This window comes from Pseudoclavibacter sp. RFBA6 (assembly GCF_002931575.1).
GTDB lineage: Bacteria > Actinomycetota > Actinomycetes > Actinomycetales > Microbacteriaceae > Pseudoclavibacter > Pseudoclavibacter terrae.
The window spans coordinates 178811-194643 of record NZ_PSUA01000010.1; the positions used below are offsets into that span (position 1 = coordinate 178811).

20 protein-coding genes are annotated in these 15833 nt (G+C 69.2%); 4 read left to right on the forward strand and 16 right to left on the reverse strand.

Going from position 1 to position 15833, the window contains the following annotated elements; genetic code table 11:
* Nucleotides 1–155: 155 nt before the first annotated feature.
* The gene (locus C5C17_RS07095; protein WP_104252676.1) at nt 156–1226 is read right to left on the reverse strand and encodes a carbohydrate kinase; all 1071 of its coding nucleotides are present in this window, start codon (nt 1224–1226) and stop codon (nt 156–158) included.
* Nucleotides 1223–1840 (reverse strand): maleylpyruvate isomerase family mycothiol-dependent enzyme, encoded by a 618-nt coding sequence (locus C5C17_RS07100; RefSeq protein WP_258066046.1) that lies wholly within the window; start codon nt 1838–1840, stop codon nt 1223–1225. Before C5C17_RS07100 ends, C5C17_RS07095 begins: the two co-directional genes overlap by 4 nt.
* A gap of 160 nt (nt 1841–2000) precedes the next feature.
* Between C5C17_RS07100 and C5C17_RS07105 the strand changes: the two genes are divergently transcribed.
* Nucleotides 2001–3194 carry a zinc-dependent alcohol dehydrogenase gene (locus tag C5C17_RS07105; protein ID WP_104252677.1) on the forward strand — a complete coding sequence of 398 codons (1194 nt, stop codon included), beginning with the start codon at nt 2001–2003 and terminating at the stop codon, nt 3192–3194.
* 16 nt (nt 3195–3210) lie between these two features.
* On the opposite strand, the gene C5C17_RS07110 is transcribed toward C5C17_RS07105, so the two are convergent.
* From C5C17_RS07110 to C5C17_RS07145, 8 genes are all read right to left on the reverse strand, one after another.
* Nucleotides 3211–3426 carry a helix-turn-helix transcriptional regulator gene (locus C5C17_RS07110; protein WP_104252678.1) on the reverse strand — a complete coding sequence of 72 codons (216 nt, stop codon included), beginning with the start codon at nt 3424–3426 and terminating at the stop codon, nt 3211–3213.
* Nucleotides 3426–3911: a DUF2975 domain-containing protein gene (locus tag C5C17_RS07115; RefSeq protein ID WP_104252679.1), complete on the reverse strand. Its 486-nt coding sequence runs from the start codon at nt 3909–3911 to the stop codon at nt 3426–3428. The genes C5C17_RS07110 and C5C17_RS07115 overlap by 1 nt, the downstream gene beginning before the upstream one ends.
* Nucleotides 3912–4052: 141 nt before the next feature.
* Complete coding sequence (locus C5C17_RS07120; RefSeq protein WP_104252680.1) at nt 4053–4517, reverse strand: SRPBCC domain-containing protein; 465 nt, start codon at nt 4515–4517, stop codon at nt 4053–4055.
* Between the two features lie 265 nt (nt 4518–4782).
* The gene (locus C5C17_RS07125; RefSeq protein WP_258066048.1) at nt 4783–5700 is read right to left on the reverse strand and encodes an SCO1664 family protein; all 918 of its coding nucleotides are present in this window, start codon (nt 5698–5700) and stop codon (nt 4783–4785) included.
* On the reverse strand, nt 5697–6305 hold the full coding sequence (locus C5C17_RS07130; protein WP_104252681.1) for a DUF3090 domain-containing protein: 609 nt from the start codon (nt 6303–6305) through the stop codon (nt 5697–5699). The genes C5C17_RS07125 and C5C17_RS07130 overlap by 4 nt, the downstream gene beginning before the upstream one ends.
* A gap of 16 nt (nt 6306–6321) precedes the next feature.
* On the reverse strand, nt 6322–7056 hold the full coding sequence (locus tag C5C17_RS07135; RefSeq protein WP_104252682.1) for an MSMEG_4193 family putative phosphomutase: 735 nt from the start codon (nt 7054–7056) through the stop codon (nt 6322–6324).
* A gap of 45 nt (nt 7057–7101) precedes the next feature.
* Nucleotides 7102–8751 (reverse strand): ABC-F family ATP-binding cassette domain-containing protein, encoded by a 1650-nt coding sequence (locus tag C5C17_RS07140; RefSeq protein ID WP_104252683.1) that lies wholly within the window; start codon nt 8749–8751, stop codon nt 7102–7104.
* A gap of 132 nt (nt 8752–8883) precedes the next feature.
* Nucleotides 8884–9330 carry a MarR family winged helix-turn-helix transcriptional regulator gene (locus C5C17_RS07145; RefSeq protein WP_104252684.1) on the reverse strand — a complete coding sequence of 149 codons (447 nt, stop codon included), beginning with the start codon at nt 9328–9330 and terminating at the stop codon, nt 8884–8886.
* 121 nt (nt 9331–9451) lie between these two features.
* Between C5C17_RS07145 and C5C17_RS07150 the strand changes: the two genes are divergently transcribed.
* A complete protein-coding gene (locus C5C17_RS07150) occupies nt 9452–10669 on the forward strand; it encodes an MFS transporter (RefSeq protein WP_104252685.1) in 1218 nt (405 codons plus the stop codon).
* Nucleotides 10670–10895: 226 nt separating this feature from the next.
* Nucleotides 10896–11057: a hypothetical protein gene (locus C5C17_RS18570; RefSeq protein WP_181028513.1), complete on the forward strand. Its 162-nt coding sequence runs from the start codon at nt 10896–10898 to the stop codon at nt 11055–11057.
* A gap of 67 nt (nt 11058–11124) precedes the next feature.
* Here C5C17_RS18570 and C5C17_RS07155 read toward each other — a convergent pair whose 3' ends face one another.
* A complete protein-coding gene (locus C5C17_RS07155; protein WP_104252686.1) occupies nt 11125–11370 on the reverse strand; it encodes a hypothetical protein in 246 nt (81 codons plus the stop codon).
* A 351-nt stretch (nt 11371–11721) separates the two neighbouring features.
* Between C5C17_RS07155 and C5C17_RS07160 the strand changes: the two genes are divergently transcribed.
* Nucleotides 11722–12240 carry an SRPBCC domain-containing protein gene (locus C5C17_RS07160; RefSeq protein WP_104252687.1) on the forward strand — a complete coding sequence of 173 codons (519 nt, stop codon included), beginning with the start codon at nt 11722–11724 and terminating at the stop codon, nt 12238–12240.
* Between the two features lie 76 nt (nt 12241–12316).
* Here C5C17_RS07160 and C5C17_RS07165 read toward each other — a convergent pair whose 3' ends face one another.
* From C5C17_RS07165 to C5C17_RS07180, 5 genes are read right to left on the reverse strand one after another with little or no spacing between them, the layout of a single operon-like run.
* Nucleotides 12317–13066: an SGNH/GDSL hydrolase family protein gene (locus C5C17_RS07165; protein WP_104252688.1), complete on the reverse strand. Its 750-nt coding sequence runs from the start codon at nt 13064–13066 to the stop codon at nt 12317–12319.
* A gap of 36 nt (nt 13067–13102) precedes the next feature.
* Nucleotides 13103–13276 carry a hypothetical protein gene (locus tag C5C17_RS18575; RefSeq protein ID WP_181028514.1) on the reverse strand — a complete coding sequence of 58 codons (174 nt, stop codon included), beginning with the start codon at nt 13274–13276 and terminating at the stop codon, nt 13103–13105.
* Nucleotides 13273–13995, reverse strand: coding sequence for a DsbA family oxidoreductase (locus tag C5C17_RS07170; RefSeq protein ID WP_258066049.1), 723 nt, complete (start codon nt 13993–13995; stop codon nt 13273–13275). Before C5C17_RS07170 ends, C5C17_RS18575 begins: the two co-directional genes overlap by 4 nt.
* A gap of 55 nt (nt 13996–14050) precedes the next feature.
* Entirely contained in the window at nt 14051–15355 is a 1305-nt protein-coding gene (locus C5C17_RS07175; protein ID WP_104252690.1) for a Y-family DNA polymerase, read from the reverse strand.
* Nucleotides 15348–15809: a LexA family transcriptional regulator gene (locus tag C5C17_RS07180; protein ID WP_104252691.1), complete on the reverse strand. Its 462-nt coding sequence runs from the start codon at nt 15807–15809 to the stop codon at nt 15348–15350. The genes C5C17_RS07175 and C5C17_RS07180 overlap by 8 nt, the downstream gene beginning before the upstream one ends.
* Nucleotides 15810–15833 lie beyond the last annotated feature (24 nt).

A 15833-nucleotide genomic window follows, 5' to 3' on the forward strand; every position in this document is an offset into this window, starting at 1 on the left:
TCTAGGGCCGGGGCTGTCCTTGTCCTGTCGTGACGACAAGCGCCGTCGTGGCGGAGGTGGATTCGGCCCCGTCACGCCTCGGCCCCGTCACGATCCGCGCGTCGTCACGCACGGTTCGGGGTCACGCGCGGCTCGGGGCTACGCGCGGCTCGGCGTCACGCCGTGGAGAGCTCTTCCGGCCACGGCGGGTTCGCGCCGGCGCGGGCCACCGTGATGGCTGCGCTCCGTGCGGCTGTCGCGAGGGCAGCATCCACCCAGGAGTCGTCGAAGGTGCGGCCGTCAGAGGTGCTGCCGGCATCGCCGCCGAGGAGCGCTCGCCGGATGCTCGATGCGGAGACGGCGTGCAGGAGGCCCGACATGAAGGCGTCGCCCGCGCCGACGGTGTCGACGACTCGGACCGACGGGGCCGGCACGGCGAACACTCGCCCAGCGGTGCGTGCGAGGGCGCCGTCGCGGCCGCGCGTCATGAGGGCGAGGCGGGCGCCGAGCTCGGCGAAGCGAAGGAGCACGTCGGAGGGGCTGAGCTGCGGGTACAGCCAGGCGGCGTCCTCGTCGCTGAGCTTCACGACGTGGCTGAGGGCGACCAGGGCCTCGACGCGTCCGACGACCGCCTCGCGCTCGCCCATGATGGCGGCGCGAACGTTTGGGTCGTAGCTCGTGAGGATGCCGCCGCGGTTCCTCGCTTCCGCGAACGCGGCTCGGACGACCGCGCCTCCGGGGTCGACGACCGCGCCGATGGACCCCGTGTGCAGCACGTCGATGCCCGTGAGGTCTGGCGTGGGCAGCGAGAAGTCGAGATCGAACTCGTAGCTCGCACTGCTGTTCTCGTCGAGGGTCGCTCTCGCGGTCGAGGTGCGCTGACCGTCGAGTGCGCCGTCGACCAGATCGACGCCGGATTCCGCAAGGTGGGCGATCACGAGCCCGCCGAGCTCGTCGTCGGCGAGTCGTGCGGCGAGCTGAGAGCGGTGGCCGAGCCGGGCCAGGCCGACGGCGACGTTCATGGGGGAGCCTCCGGGGAGGGCCCGCCCCTCCGGTGCATGCGCGTCACCGGGCAGCAGGTCGACGAGCGCCTCGCCGATCACGAGCACGCTCGCCAGCTTCCCGTCAGCAGCGTCGTTGATCCTCGCGTCTGCCGTCCCCGCGCCGGCGTGGTCCGGGTCGGCACTGATCGGGTCGTGCTTCGCATCGTTCTTCGTGTCCTCGGTGGTTGCTGCATGTTCGTTCATGAGATCGCCTCCGGTGCGATGTCGCGACCGCTCAGCCAGAGGAGCAGGTCGATGGCGGTTCCTCGTACGGGCGGGCCTTCGCCGAGGGAGAGGGACTGTCCGGCGGTGTCGCCCGCGTCCGTCGCGATGAGGGTGCGGTCGGCGGCGAGCTCGCGACCGCCACCCATCGAGACGGGGGTCTTCCGCTGATGGGCGATCGCGGCGAGCACAGCGCCCTGCGGATAGTCGTGGGCGATCCCAAGTGGGCGGCGAATGTCCTCGCCGTGCACGATCGCTTCGACGTAGCGCGTCGCGGTCGGCGTCGGAGCGCTCGAGGTGCGGTCGGCGACTTCACGGAACCGGGCGAGTGTGTCGCGCGGGTGCGCTCGACGCTCTGCCTCGACGCCTCGCTGGTTGAGGGCGTCGAAGTCGAAGCGTGCGGCCATGAGCTGCGCGACGAAGCCGAGTCGCGTCGTCGTCGCATCGTTGACGAGGTGCGCGAGGACGTCGTGCACCGTCCACCCCGTGCAGAGCGACGAGGTGGCCCAGTCGGCGTCGTCGAGGTTCCGGAGGTCGGCGATCAGCGCCGCGCGTTCTGCGTGCACGATGCGCCAGTGCGCTCCCAGTCGACTCACAGTGCCGACGCTACCGCGTCGACGCCCCGTCGGCGAGCCGCGGGCGCGGCTGTGAAGTCAACCCCGCGCATCCGGGCCGCCTTCCTTCGTAGCCTCGAGGCGTACCCCGAATGTCTGGTGCCCGCTCGACGATGGCACCACCCCGACGAGAGGAATCCCCATGCGCGCGCTCACCTGGCAGTCGACCGGCGAAGTGTCCGTCGAGACGGTCCCCAAGCCGACGATCGAAGAGGCGGGTGACGCCGTCATCCGCGTGACGTCCGCGGCCATCTGCGGCTCTGACCTCCACCTGTACAGCGTGTTCGGGCCGTTCCTCGAGAAGGGCGACATCCTCGGCCACGAGACGATGGGCATCGTCGAGGAAGTCGGGTCCGGCGTGACGAAGCTCAGTGTCGGCGACCGAGTCGTCGTGCCCTTCGTGATCGCCTGCGGCGACTGCGTGGCCTGCCATTCCGGGCTGTCCACGCAGTGCGAGGTGACGCAGAACACCGAGCAGGGCACCGGTGCCGACCTCTACGGGTACACGGAGCTCTACGGCTCGGTGCCCGGCGGGCAAGCCGAGTACCTCCGGGTGCGCCTCGCCGACAACAACGCCATCAAGGTCGGGCACGAGCTGTCCGACGAACGGTACCTCTTCCTCAGCGACATCCTTCCGACAGCTTGGCAGGGCGTGAAGTACGCCGCTGTGCCAGAGGGCGGGACGCTCGCCGTCGTCGGCCTCGGGCCGGTGGGCCAGTTCGCTGCCCGCATCGGAAGGCACCTGGGCTACCGGGTGCTCGGCGTCGACCCGGTGCCCGAGCGACGGGCGCTCGCGGAGCGCTACGGGGTCGAGGTCTTCGACTACGACGACGAGACCGCGGACGCGCTTCGCGCCGCCACCGACGGGCGTGGCCCCGATTCCGTCGTGGATGCGGTCGGCCTGGAGGCGCACGGTTCCGGAGACGGCTCCGGCTTCGCGGAGCTCGCGCAGAAGGGTGCCGGCCTGCTCCCGGACGCCGTCGCGAAGAAGGTCATCAAGACCGCCGGTGTCGACCGGCTGTCGGCGATCATGCTCGCCGTCGACGCGGTGCGCCGGGGCGGCACGGTGTCGCTGAGCGGCGTGTACGCGGGAACGGCCGACCCGATGCCGATGATGACCATGTTCGACAAGCAGCTGACCCTGCGCATGGGCCAGTGCAATGTGCAGCGCTGGATCCCGGAGCTGCTGCCGCTCGTGGAAGACCGCAGCGACCCGCTCGGCACGGAGGATCTCGTGACGCACCGCATGCCGCTCGAGGACGCGCCCCGGATGTACGAGGTGTTCCAGAAGAAGGCCGAAGGGTGCATCAAGGTCGTGCTGAAGCCGCGCGGCTGACCCTCGTCCAGAGGAGTCACTCGGCCGCGGCGGGCTCCCAGCGGAGGAGCTCGCCCGGCTGACACTCGAGGGCGACGCAGAGCGCCTCGAGCGTCGTGAAGCGCACGGCCTTGGCTCGGCCGTTCTTCAAGACGGCGAGGTTGGCCGGGGTGATGCCGACCCGCGCCGCGAGCTCCCCCACGGACATCTTCCTCCGCGCGAGCATGACGTCGATATCGATGGCGATCGGCATCAGATGACCTCGCCGAGCTCGCCGCGGAGGGCTTCGGCCTCGGCCTCGCGCCTCGTCGCGAGACGCAGCAGCATCCGCATCACCACCATGAGGAGGGCGCCGCCGGCCGTGACGAGCGCGGCACCGCAGAGAAGGCCGATCAGGCCGGGCGCCGCGGGTCCTGGAGCGAGCAGGATAGCCAGCGTGAGGATGGTGAATGAGGCGACGGCGATCGCGCCGATGATCGTGTCGACGTAGCGGAAGGCTCCTGCGGAGAAGACGGAGCCTCGGCGGACCATCGTCAGAAGACGCCAGATGCTGATGGCGCTGACCTGCAGGGTGAGCACGAAGATCGCGGCGAGCGCGACGAGAACGACCCGGGCCGGGGTCGAAACGCCCGCGAGGTCCGCCCAGGCGAGCGGCAGGAGCAGGAGCTGGACTGCGAGCGACCCGAGGAGCGAGACCGCGATGACGGCCTTGAGTACGAGGATGGTGACGGTGCCCATGGGGTGACCTCCTGCTGTCTAGCGATGCTTTTCTATCGACTTTCGATAGACTACAGCAGGAGGACGCAAGGACCCGACACGTTCACCTGTCCATGCTCACCTCGGCACGTCGACCCTGGTGTGGTGAGGACCCTGGTGCGGTTATCGGGCGAGGTGGGCGGCGAGGTTGTCGAGCGCCTGCATCCAGCCGTCATAGACGTTGTCGTCACCGGGCTCGCCGGGCATTCCCCGCACGTGCAGGGCGACATGGGTCTCGGTCTCTCGGGAGCCCGTCGTGAGGTCGACGCTGACGACGGGGGACGCCGCCGGAACATCGTCGGGCGCGCCCCACGTGAAGACGAGGCGTCCCGGCTCGGCCACCAGCAGGTAAGTGCCCGCCGTCGGATACTCGTCACCTGTCTCGTCGTTGACCATCGTGTAGGTGTAGGTGCCGCCTTCTCGGACATCGAGGTCGATCGTGTCCCGAGGCGTCGAAACCTTCACGGGATGATGCCAGTGGCTGAGGTCGTCGGCATCCGTCCACGCGCGCCAGACGCGCTCGCGCGGTGCGGCGACGGTGCGGCTCAGGCTGAACTCCGGCTGTGCGACGGTCTCCGGGCTGGTCATGGCTGGCTCCTCTGTGTCCTCGTCGACGCAGAGTCCTCGTCGGCGCTGTGTCCTCATCCGCGCAGTGTCCTCGTCGACGCTGCGTGCTCACGATGCAGCGTCTTCGCGGATCTCGTCGCGGCTGGCCCCGGCGTGGCCAGCTCGTCGGGCTGTCGCAAGGCTAGGTTCCCAGGGTTGGAATCTCCTCGACAGCGCCCGCGGCTGCTGCGTCGTCGCTGGTGACTGGGCGCCGCGCCGCGCCGGAACGCGGCCGAGGGTCCGTGTCTCAGAAGAGCGGCCAGGGCGCCGCGGGCATGTCGCCCTCCGGCGCTGGGAACTCGCGTTCGGCCGCGAGGCGTTCGGTGCGGGCGGCGAGCTGCTCGAGCTCGGCGACGGAGAGCAGCTCGGCGAGCTTGGCTCCGAGACCGCCGTCACGCGTGTCGGCGAGGGCCTCGCGGAGCCTCCGGATGCTCGTCGTCTCGTCGTCACTGATCGGCTCGCCGACCCACCCCCACAGGACGGTGCGCAGCTTCGGCTCGACGTGGAACGAGAGGCCGTGGTCGACGCCGTAGCGGTGCCCATCCGGCATGGCGAGCACGTGGCCGCCTTTGCGGTCGGCGTTGTTGACGATGGCGTCGAAGATCGCCATGCGCCGCATGATGAGGGAGTCCTCGTGGACGAGGACCACCTCGCGACCTGTCTCGTCTTCGCCGCTGAGGACCGTCCGCCAACCGTCTCCCGGTACCTCGCTCGCGTCGACGAGATCGACGGGGTTTTGAGCTTCGTCGATGTCCTGCCACAGCTGGAGCATCCCTGGCCCGAACTGGCCGTCGCCGAGCCAGGTTCGCGGCACGATGTTCCAGCCGAGGTATTCCGAGACGAGGTACGCGGCGACTTCGCGATTGGCGAGGTCGTTGTTCGGGAAGTCCCACAGCGGCTTCTCGCCGCGGGATGGCTTGTAGACGACGTCGACCGGGTCGGCGCCTGCGACCGTGTAGGTGCCGACGAAGGTCGCGTTCGACGCGCTCATGAGCCGGGCGGTGAGCTCGAGCGTCTGGCCGCTTGGAGCGGTATCAGCCGAGGCGGCATCGCCCGGATCGGAGTCACCCGGTTCGGAGGCGCTCGTGGTGGACGCCGTCGACGCCTCGGAGTCGGGCGCTTGAGCCGCGCCCGCGGTTTCCCCGTTCGGCTCGGTCTCGGTCACAGGCCGTCGTCTGCCGGGCAGTCGTGGCCCTCCGGGTCCATCGGGAGGCCGCAGCGGGGGCACAGCGATCGGCCGGCGCCGACGATCTCGAGGGTGCGCTTCGCGAAGGCGCGTGCCGACCCGACGGGGATGCGAACGCGGAGCAGCTCCTCGGGTTCGGCGGCTTCGACGAGCTCGTCGAGGCCGGCCATGCGGGCCAGCTCTGCTTCGAGAGCCTCGGTGTCCACGTCGGCGTCGATCTCGAGCTCGACCTCGACGACGGGGATCACCTCGAGGATGACCTGCGCGGTCGCGGGCTCCCAGCCGAGGCCGATCGTGCCGACTCTGAAGCGGCCGTCGACAGGGGTGTCGAGCGGCTCCTCGTCGATGAGCTCGACGGGGGTCGAGCTGGGCACGCTGTAGCGGTTGCCGTCTTCGAGCATCAGCTGGTCGAGGATCTCGTCGACCTTCTCGGCGAGCAGAGCGGACTGCTCTTTCTCGAGGATGACGCTCACGACGCGGGAGCCGTCGCGTGCCTGCAGGTAGAAGGTTCGCTCGCCGGGCTTGCCGAGCGTGCCGACGACAAATCGGTCCGGCCAGTCGAATTCGTGCACGAGGGTCGTCATGGTCTCAAGCCTATGCTCAGGAGGCTCTGCCTGCGCCGCCGCCGACGGTCGCGTCTCCGGTCTGGGAGCCGCCCGCCGCGGCAGAGCGGGAGGGGGCGAGCCAGGAGAGGTCCCCGGCGTCGGAGTTGATGATGGGGACGCTCGGGCGTGCCCTGCCGTAGCTGATGATCGATGTCGACGCGGGTCCGACGGCGAGCCGTTGGAACAGGTCGAGGTGCATCCCGAGGGCGTCGGCGAGCACGGCCTTGATGATGTCGCCGTGGCTCACGGCCACCCAGACAGCACCCTGACCGAACTCGCGCTCGACGTCGGCGTCGTGCCGGCGGACAGCGGCCACTGCTCTCGCCTGCATGGCGGCCATCGATTCTCCGTCGGGGAACGTGACGGCGGACGGCTGCGTCTGGACGGTCGTCCAGAGGTCTTCCTTCGCGAGGTCGGCGAGGCTTCGGTTCTGCCAGGCGCCGTAGCCGCATTCGGTGAGGTCTTCGTCGATGACGTCGAGCGATGGGTCGATGTGCGCGTCGAAGGGAGCGGTCGGCTGCTGCGCGCGAATCGCGGCCGCGGTCTCGACGCATCGCTCGAGTGGGCTCGTGACGAGGCGGGCGAGGGGCACCGACGCGATTCTCACCCCGGTCGCGGCGGCTTGTGCCCGCCCGGTCTCGTCGAGGAGGACTCCCGGGGTGCGTCCCGCGAGGAGTCCGCTCGCGTTCGCCGTGGTGCGTCCGTGGCGGACGAGGATGACGGTGGCCATGCGAGTCACCCTAATCGGTGCGCCACGGGAAGTCCCTGCGCGGCGTCAGCGCTCGGTGAGCTGCCCGCCTTCGACGTGCCAGGCCCGGTTCAGCTGCACCGTCTCGAGCATCCGCCGGTCGTGTGTGACGAGCAGGAGGGTGCCGTCGTAGGATCCGAGCGCCTGTTCGAGCTGCTCGATGGCGACGAGGTCCAGGTGGTTCGTCGGCTCGTCGAGCACCAGCAGGTTCACGCCGCGGGCCTGGAGGAGGGCGAGGCCCGCCCGGGTTCGCTCGCCGGGCGAGAGTTCGTCGGCGCTGCGTCCGACATGGTCGGCTTTCAGTCCGAACTTGGCGAGCAGGGTGCGCACCTCTGCGGTTGGCCAGTCGGGCACCTGCGCTTCGAACTGCTCCGCGAGCGGTGAGGGCCCCGCGAGGGCGGCCCTCGCCTGGTCGATCTCGCCGATGGCGACGCTCGAGCCCAGGCTCGAAGCTCCTGAGTCCGGCACGACGTGGCCGAGGAGGAGTCGCAGGAGGGTCGACTTGCCTGCCCCGTTCGGGCCGGTGATGCCGATGCGGTCGCCCGCGTCGACCTGCACGGACACGGGGCCGAACGTGAACTCGCCCAGGTGGAGTTCCGCGCGCGACAGGGTGGAGACGACGGAGCTCGACCGCGGAGCCGAGCCGATCGTGAACTGCAGCTGCCATTCCTTGCGTGGCTCCTCGACCTCGTCGAGGCGGGCGATGCGGCTCTCCATCTGACGCACCTTCTGCGCCTGCTTCTCGCTGGACTCGGTGGATGCCTTGCGGCGGATCTTGTCGTTGTCCGGTGCCTTGCGCATGGCGTTGCGCACGCCCTGGCTCGACCACTCGCGCTGCGTGCGTGCACGACCCACGAGGTCTGCCTTCTTCTCCGCGAATTCCTCGTACTCTTCGCGAGCGTGCCGCTTCGCGGTCGCGCGCTCCTCGAGGAATGCTTCGTAGCTGCCCCCGTAGACGCGGTTGCTGTGCTGGGCGAGGTCGAGCTCGAGCACACGCGTGACGCTGCGGGCCAGGAACTCGCGGTCGTGGCTGACGAGGACCACTCCGCCGCGAAGTCCCTGGATGAACGCCTCGAGGCGATCCAGGCCGTCGAGGTCGAGGTCGTTGGTCGGCTCGTCGAGGAGCACGATGTCGAAGCGTGAGAGGAGCAGCGCCGCCAGGCCGACTCGAGCAGCCTGTCCGCCGGAGAGGGAGGTCATGAGGGCGTCGGCGCTCAGTTGAAGCCCGAGCTCGGCGAGCACTGCGGGGATCCGCTCCTCGAGGTCGGCGGCCCCGCTCGCGAGCCAGCGCTCGAGGGCGACGGCGTATGTCTCGCCGGGGTCGGGTGCGCCGGGCTTCGCCTCTTCGGCAAGGGCTTCGGCGGCCGCATCCATGTCCCTGGTCGCCGCGGTGGCTCCGGTTCGGCGGCCCACGTACTGCGCGACGGTCTCGCCCGCGACACGCTCGTGCTCCTGGGGCAGCCAGCCGATGAAGGCGTCGGCGGGCGCGAGCGAGACGCTGCCCTCCTGAGGCTCGTCGATGCCGGCGAGGAGGCGCAGGAGCGTCGACTTGCCGGCGCCGTTCGCGCCCACGACGCCGACGACGTCACCCGGGGCGACGACGAGGTCGAGGGCGGAGAAGAGCGTTCGATGGTCGTGGCCACCGGCGAGGTCCTTGGCGACGAGGGTTGCGGTCATTGCTCTATGGTCGCTCACTCCGGCCATGCGCGGTGACGGCGCCCCCAGCAGCGCCCGGTCGCAGCCTCGGTTCCGGGCCCGTGGTCCGAGGCTCGGTATCGAGCCCCGGCCTGGTCCTTGCGGCGGGAGTGTCTACACGAGGGTGTCGGCGTGGAGGGCTCCGACGAGTGGTGCGAGCTCAGGCACATCCGCTGCCTCGGACAAGGACTGCTCGAGCACTGAATCGTGGGTGGGGCGTGCACGCTCGAGGAGGTCGCGGCCGAGCGGCGTCAGCTCGGTGTAGATGCCACGTCGGTCGTCGTCGCACAGGATGCGCGTCAGCAGCTTTCGGTCCTCCAAGCGGGTCACGAGGCGAGTGGTCGCGCTGCTCGAGAGTGCGGCGGCGCGGGCGAGTTGACGCATCCGCATGTGCCATCCGTCTTGGCGGCTCAGGGCGTCGAGGACGGTGAACTCGACGACCGAGAGCTTGTGCTCGCGCTGCAGGGAGCGCTCGAGCTCCATCTCGATGAGTCCGTGGAGAGCGGCGAGCGTGCGCCAGCCTCTGGCGCGGATCTCCACGGCGTCGTCGGCGATTCCCATGTGCCCTCCTCAGGTGCGTGGGTGCCAATGCTACTCCACTTGCGCGCATATAGCGCGTGTGCAACGATCATCTTCGTTGCGCGCGCAACTACTGCACACGCCGTATATCGCTGGAGGAAACATGCCAATCGCGCTCTTCGCGCTCGCACTCGGCGGGTTCGGAATCGGTCTCACCGAGTTCGTCATCATGGGGTTGCTCCCCGAGGTCGCGGCCGACTTCGCCGTCTCGGAGTCTGTCGCCGGCTACCTGATCTCCGGCTACGCCTTGGCGGTGGCAGTCGGCGCGATCGGACTCACGGTCGCTCTCACCCGATTGGACCGCAAGAAGGCGCTGGTGGGGCTCATGGTCATCTTCATCGCGGGCAACGTGCTCTCGGCGCTGGCGACCAGCTACGAGGTGATGATGCTCGGACGCATCGTCGCGGCCCTCAGCCACGGCGCCTTCTTCGGGATCGGCGCGGTCGTCGCCGCGAACCTTGTTCCCGCGAACAGGAAGGCCGCGGCAATCTCGCTGATGTTCGCGGGTCTCACGGTCGCCAACGTGCTCGGCGTGCCGATCGGGACGTTCATCGGACAGGCCACTGGGTGGCGTTCGACGTTCTGGGTGATCGCGTCGATCGGCGTCGTCGCTCTCGTCGGCATGGCGGTGCTGATCCCCGCGTCCGCCGGGCGCAGCGGCGGCGGCAGCGTCCTCGCCGAGTTTCGCATCTTCCGCTCCGGGCAGGTCTGGGCCTCGATGGCCATCACAGTGCTCGGGTACGGTGGCATGTTCGGGGCGTTCAGCTACATCGTCTTCACGCTGACCGGGGTGTCCGGGTTCGCCGCGTCCACCGTGCCCTGGCTCCTGGTGCTCTTCGGCGTCGGCCTCTTCGTCGGCAACATCGTCGGCGGCAGAGCCGCCGACCGGAACCTCGGGCGCACCCTGCTGGTTCTGCTGGTCGGGCTCATCGTGATCCTCGTCGCGTTTGCGCTGCTCGCGTCGAGCCAGGTCGCGACGCTGGTGCTGCTTGTCCTCATGGGCGGCTTCGGGTTCGCGACTGTCCCCGGACTGCAGATGCGCATCATGAACTTCGCTGGTGACGCCCCGACGCTCGCCTCCGGCGCGAACATCGCCGCCTTCAACGTCGGCAACGCCTTCGGCGCCTGGATCGGAGGGTTGACCATCGCTGCCGGGTTCGGCTACGCTTCGCCGCTCTGGGCCGGAGCCGCGGTGACGCTTGCCGGGCTCGCCGCGCTGGTGATCGCCGGCGTGATGCCCGGTGGTGAACTCCGGCGTGCCTCGCGGGGAGGCGAGGCGCTGAAGAAGCGGCCGGAACTCGTGTCAACGCCTGCTGCTTGACCGCATGCCTGGGCGGAGGTGCAGTGCCCGTGGTGGGCGACGACCAGGGACGGAGTCCTTCGAGGCGCAGGAGCACTCGCGGTGCGAGCGTGTGAAATGGAGCGGATGCGGAGCGACCACTCGCCTGGCGTGCACCCTGCTCGAAGACTTCAGTGCTTACGTGAGAGGCAGTAGGGCGGCAGTCAGCTGCCCGCATCGATCCGAGCGCAGTGAGGCGGCGACGATCATGGGTGAAGTCAACTTCGATGAGGGAGTTCCGGAGGGCGAGGAACGCTGGAGGGATGAGGGCGGCTCCGGGGAGAGCACGCACTTTCATCCACACGGCTGGCAGCCCGACCCGGTAGCGGCCGCAGCGCCGGAGGACGACGCGGATGCGAACGGCAACTGAATCTCGTGTGCTGGCGCAGGCTGCGGCCTCGCCGGGGCTCCGGAACGGAACCTCGGCGGAGTGAGGGTTATCCGGCGGCGAGGGCGCTGACGACGCCCAGCCGTCCGGTGCGACGGCGACGTGGTCGTGCCGCTGCCACGTCGGACTGGTCGTGTTCGACCGGGAACAGGGCTTCGGCGAGTGCCTCCTGGGCTTCGTCGAGCGTTGCGTAGTCTCCGATGCTCTGGCCCTGGGGGCCCTGGAGTGTGTGCAGACCGGTGTCTGCGATCGTGATGAAGCCAGCGAACTCGTCGCTGATGGTCGCCGCGTACACGTCGTCGTCGGCTTGTCGCCAAGAGACTCGAGGTGTGGGCAGGGTGAATGGTATTGCGAGTGTGATGCGATTCTTCGTTTCGTTGCGGCGCAGCCCGCCTGCGTTGGCAGGGCGCGGTATTTCAAGCATGTGAGCGCCGGAGTGGGCGCGTGCTGGTCAGCCGATTCGTGCTTTTGAGCAGTGGATTCGTGCTCTCGGGCAGATTGGGCGTCTCGGACTTGGGTCCTGGTGGCCACGGATCCGGTGGCGCGGATGGCGACTGGCAGGATCTGGAATGTCCGCGAGAAGCGGGGTGATCATGCGTCGACTCCACGACTATACGGCACAAAGCCTGAGTGAGAGGGTTTTCTTATGAGCGATGACACGAACAGCAGCGTCGGCGCGGATGGCGGCGCGAGCGAGAGCGGTGAGTTGACGGAGCTTGGTTTCACGGTTTCGGGCTTCATCTCGAAGCCGGTGCGCGAGGTCTACGAGGCGGTCGCCGACCCCACCGTCCTCTCCGAGTACTTCACGACGGGAGGCGCGAAGGGGCGGCTCGAGGCCGGAGCGGAGGTGCACTGGGACTTCGCGGACTTCCCCGGGGTGTTCCCCGTCGACGTCATCGAGGCGGTTGCACGGAGCCGCATCGTCGTCCGGTGGGGGGCCGAGGAGGACAGCGCGGGGCAGGGGTACACGACGACGACGTTCGAGTTCGATCCTGTGGACGACGGATCCCGCACGAGGGTGCGCATCAGCGAGTCGGCCTGGCGCCTGAGCGATGCCGGTGCGAAGGCTGCCTTCGGCAACTCGATGGGGTGGACGGGCATGCTCGCGGCCATGAAGGTGTGGCTCGAGCACGGCATCCGTCTCCGCGAAGGGTTCTACAAGTAACCGGCGAGACCGCGAGCTGTGGGACGGCGCTCTCAACCTGCGTGCTGCGCCCTGCGCTCTCCCTCGCAGGGTCTCGCTACTCCGTGGCGACGCGTTCGAGGGTCGGGTACTTGGCCGTGCGTGTGTCGCCCGACGATTTCCCCGTGAGGCGCCGGCCGATCCAGGGGAGGACGTATTCGCGCCAGTACGCGGAGTTGCGGGGGCGCTGGATGCTCGGGGCGCGGGGGCCGAAGTCCGGTGCGGGAACGTCGAGGGCGGCGAGCACGTTGGCCGCCACTCGTTGATGCCCGCTGACGCCCATGTGGAGCCGGTCGCGCGACCAGTAGTCGAGGTGCCTGAGCTCGGGGTCGGCCCAGTTGTCGACGAACGTCAGGCCTGGCTGGGCGGGGATCTTCGAGTGGACGGCGGCCGCGAGGGCGTCGCCGCGGGCGCTGATGCGCTTGCCCATCGGCAGGTGGTCGGAGGGGTTGGCGCCCGAGAGGAGGATGACGTGGATGCCCGCGTCGAGGGCCTGCTTGGCGCCGTCGACGAGGCGCTGGGCGACGGCGTCGATGGAGACGCGCGGGCGCAGGATGTCGTTGCCGCCGCCGTTGAGGCTCAGGAGCTGTGGCTTGAGTGCGATGGCGGCGGGAAGCTGCTCCTGGAGGATCGCGTCGAGCAGGCGACCGCGGATCGCGAGGTTGGCGTAGCTGACCGGTTCCTTAGACGAGAAGGCGAGGCCCTGCGCCACCAGGTCGGCCCACCCACGGGCGCGTCCATCCGGGAGCTCGTCGCCGACACCCTCGGTGAAGCTGTCGCCGACGGCCGCGAAACTCGTGAATTCCATGCGGGAGAGTCCATCACACCGGAGCCGAGGTGACGTTCAGATGAGGCAGGAGTCGCCTTCGCAGGCTGTCCCCGCTGCGCCGAGCATCGTGAAGCCGCCGCCGGCCGGCGCTGCCCCCTCGGTCGGGGCCTCTGCCTCTGCTCCTGGCAGCTCGTCGAGCATCGTGGTCGCAGTCGTGCTGGCGTCGCTCAGGCCGGTCTCGTTGCTCATGCGTTCGCTTCCTCGCGGTCGCTGGTGATCTTTGCGAGGACGTCGGCGAAGGTCGCGGCTTCCTGGGCGCCGGAGACGCCGTACTTGCCGTCGATGACGAAGAAGGGCACGCCCTGGATGCCGTAGGCCTGCGCCTGCTGCTGATCGGCGAGCACGTCGTCGTGGTGCACACGCTCCTCCAGAGCGTGGACTGCTGCGGCCCGGTCGAGGCCGAGTTCTTCTGCGAGGTCGGCGAGCACGGCGATGTCGCTGAGGTCCTGCCCCTCGACGAAGTAGGCCTTCAGGAGGCGTTCCTTGGCCTCGAGCTGGCGGCCGTTCGCCTTGGCGAAGTGGATGAGCTCGTGGGCGCGCACAGTGTTCACGTGCTGCACGGAGTCGAAGTCGTAGTCGAGGCCGACGTCGTTTGCGATGCCGGTCACACGGTCGAGCATCTGCTCCACCTGCACGAGGGGGAGTCCCTTGCGTTCGGCGAGGTACTCGGTCGTCGACCCGTGGAAGTCGATGGGCGTATCCGGCGACAGCTCGTAGCTGTGGTACTCGATCTCCACGGCCGGGGCATCGCCCGACGCGGAGAACTGCTCGATGCCGCTCTCCAGCTTCCGCTTCCCGATGTAGCACCAGGGGCACGCGATGTCCGACCAGATGTCGATGCGGATCGGTGCCTGCTCTGGGCTGGCTTGCGGAGAGGTCTGGGGTGCGTTCTGCGCTGCTGTCGTCACACGCAATGCAACAGGCCCCGCTTCGCGGCTATTCCCAGCCGCCGAGTCCCCGCGCTCACTCCGCCTTGACGACTGCCAGCTCATCCCAGTGTGTCGTGGCGCGCGGGGAGATCATCTCGCGCCGCATCGTCCAGCTTCGGCCGCCGCGCAGGCCAGCGATGCCGAGGCCGAGCGACTCCTGCCCGAACTTCGCGGCGACGGCGTCGAGGGCTTCCCCCACGCGCCGGTCCTCGCTGCGCTCGCCGAAGATGTCGAGTGCTGCGTAGGAGTCCCGAGCGACGAACTCGAACAGCGAGACGCCCACCCGCACGTACTTCAGGTCGCTGCGCAGCTGCGGGCCCAGGGCCGTTGCGGCGGCTCGGAACAGGACGACCGGGTCATCGGTGGGCTCTGGGAAGGCGACGGACACGGCGTGCGACTCGTGCCCCTCTCGGAAGGGGGAGGTGGCCGCGTAGCAGCTCATCGCCCGGGCCAGTGAGCCCTGCGACCGCAGCCGCGCCGAGGCGCGCTGCGTGTAGACGGAGAGCACCTCCTCGAGCTCCTGCACGGTCGAGATGGGCACGGCGAACGACCTCGAGAACTGGATCTGCTCGCGCTCCGACGGCACCTCATCCATGGGGAGGCAGTCGATGCCGCGAAGCTCCTGCACGACCCGCTCCTGCACGACCCCGTAGCGTCGTCGGATCGCGGTTGGCGACGATTCGCGGAGGTCGAGGGCGGTGCGGATGCCGAGGCCCACGTACTTCGCCGCCATCTTCCGGCCGACGCCCCACACGTCTCCGACGTCGATCGTGCCGAGGATGCCGCTCAGCTGCTCCCGGCCGTAGGAATCGAGGTGGCAGACCCCGCCGAGCGAGGGCTCGGACTTGGAGCCGCGGTTCGCGAGCTTGGCGAGGGTCTTGCTCGGCGCGATGCCGATGCTCACGGGAATGCCGATGAGCTTGCGCATGGCGACCCTGATCTCCCGCGCGACGGCGAGGGCCTCCGCACGGCTGCCCGGGAGGCGGATGAAGCTCTCGTCGATCGAGTAGACCTCCTGCGACGGCGTGTACCGGCCGAGGAGTTCGATGGTGCGCGCGTTGATGTCGCCGTAGAGCTCGTAGTTGCTCGAGCGGGCGACGACGCCCTTCATCGCCGCTTCTGGCGCGATGGCCTGCCAGGGAGCACCCATCGGGATTCCCGCCGCTTTCGCTTCCTCCGAGCGCGCGATGACGCATCCGTCGTTGTTGGAGAGCACGACGATGGGCTTCCCCTCGAGGCTCGGGTCGAAGATGCGCTCGCAGGATGCGTAGAAGTTGTTGGCGTCGACGATCGCGATCGCTGACTGCGGGGCGTCGCGAGGCTGGCTTGGCTCAGACACGGTGCAGGCACCTCGTGACGACGCCCCACACGGTGAGCTCGCTTTGCTCCTCGAGCACGATGTCGGCGTAGGCGGGGTTCTCGGGGACCAGTCGAACGCGGCCGTGGTCGAAGCGGAGGCGCTTGACGGTGAGCTCACCGTCGACGACGGCGATGACGACGTTGCCGTCGTGCGGTTCGAGGGAGCGGTCGACGATGATCTCGTCGCCGTCGAAGATGCCGGCTCCGATCATGCTGTCGCCGCTGACGCGCACGATGAAGGTCGCCGCGGGGTCGTTGATGAGGTGCCGGTTGAGGTCCACTGGCCCGGTGTAGTAGCCCTGCGCGGGCGACGGGAAGCCGGCCGGCACGGCCTCCTCGGCACGTTCCGCGAGCGGCGCGGGCGACTCCGAGCTGCTCGCGCCCTCAGCGGGCGGCGAGACGGAGGCGAGGACTTCGACGCCTGCATCGCTCATGCGCCGCCTCCTGTCCTTCGTCTG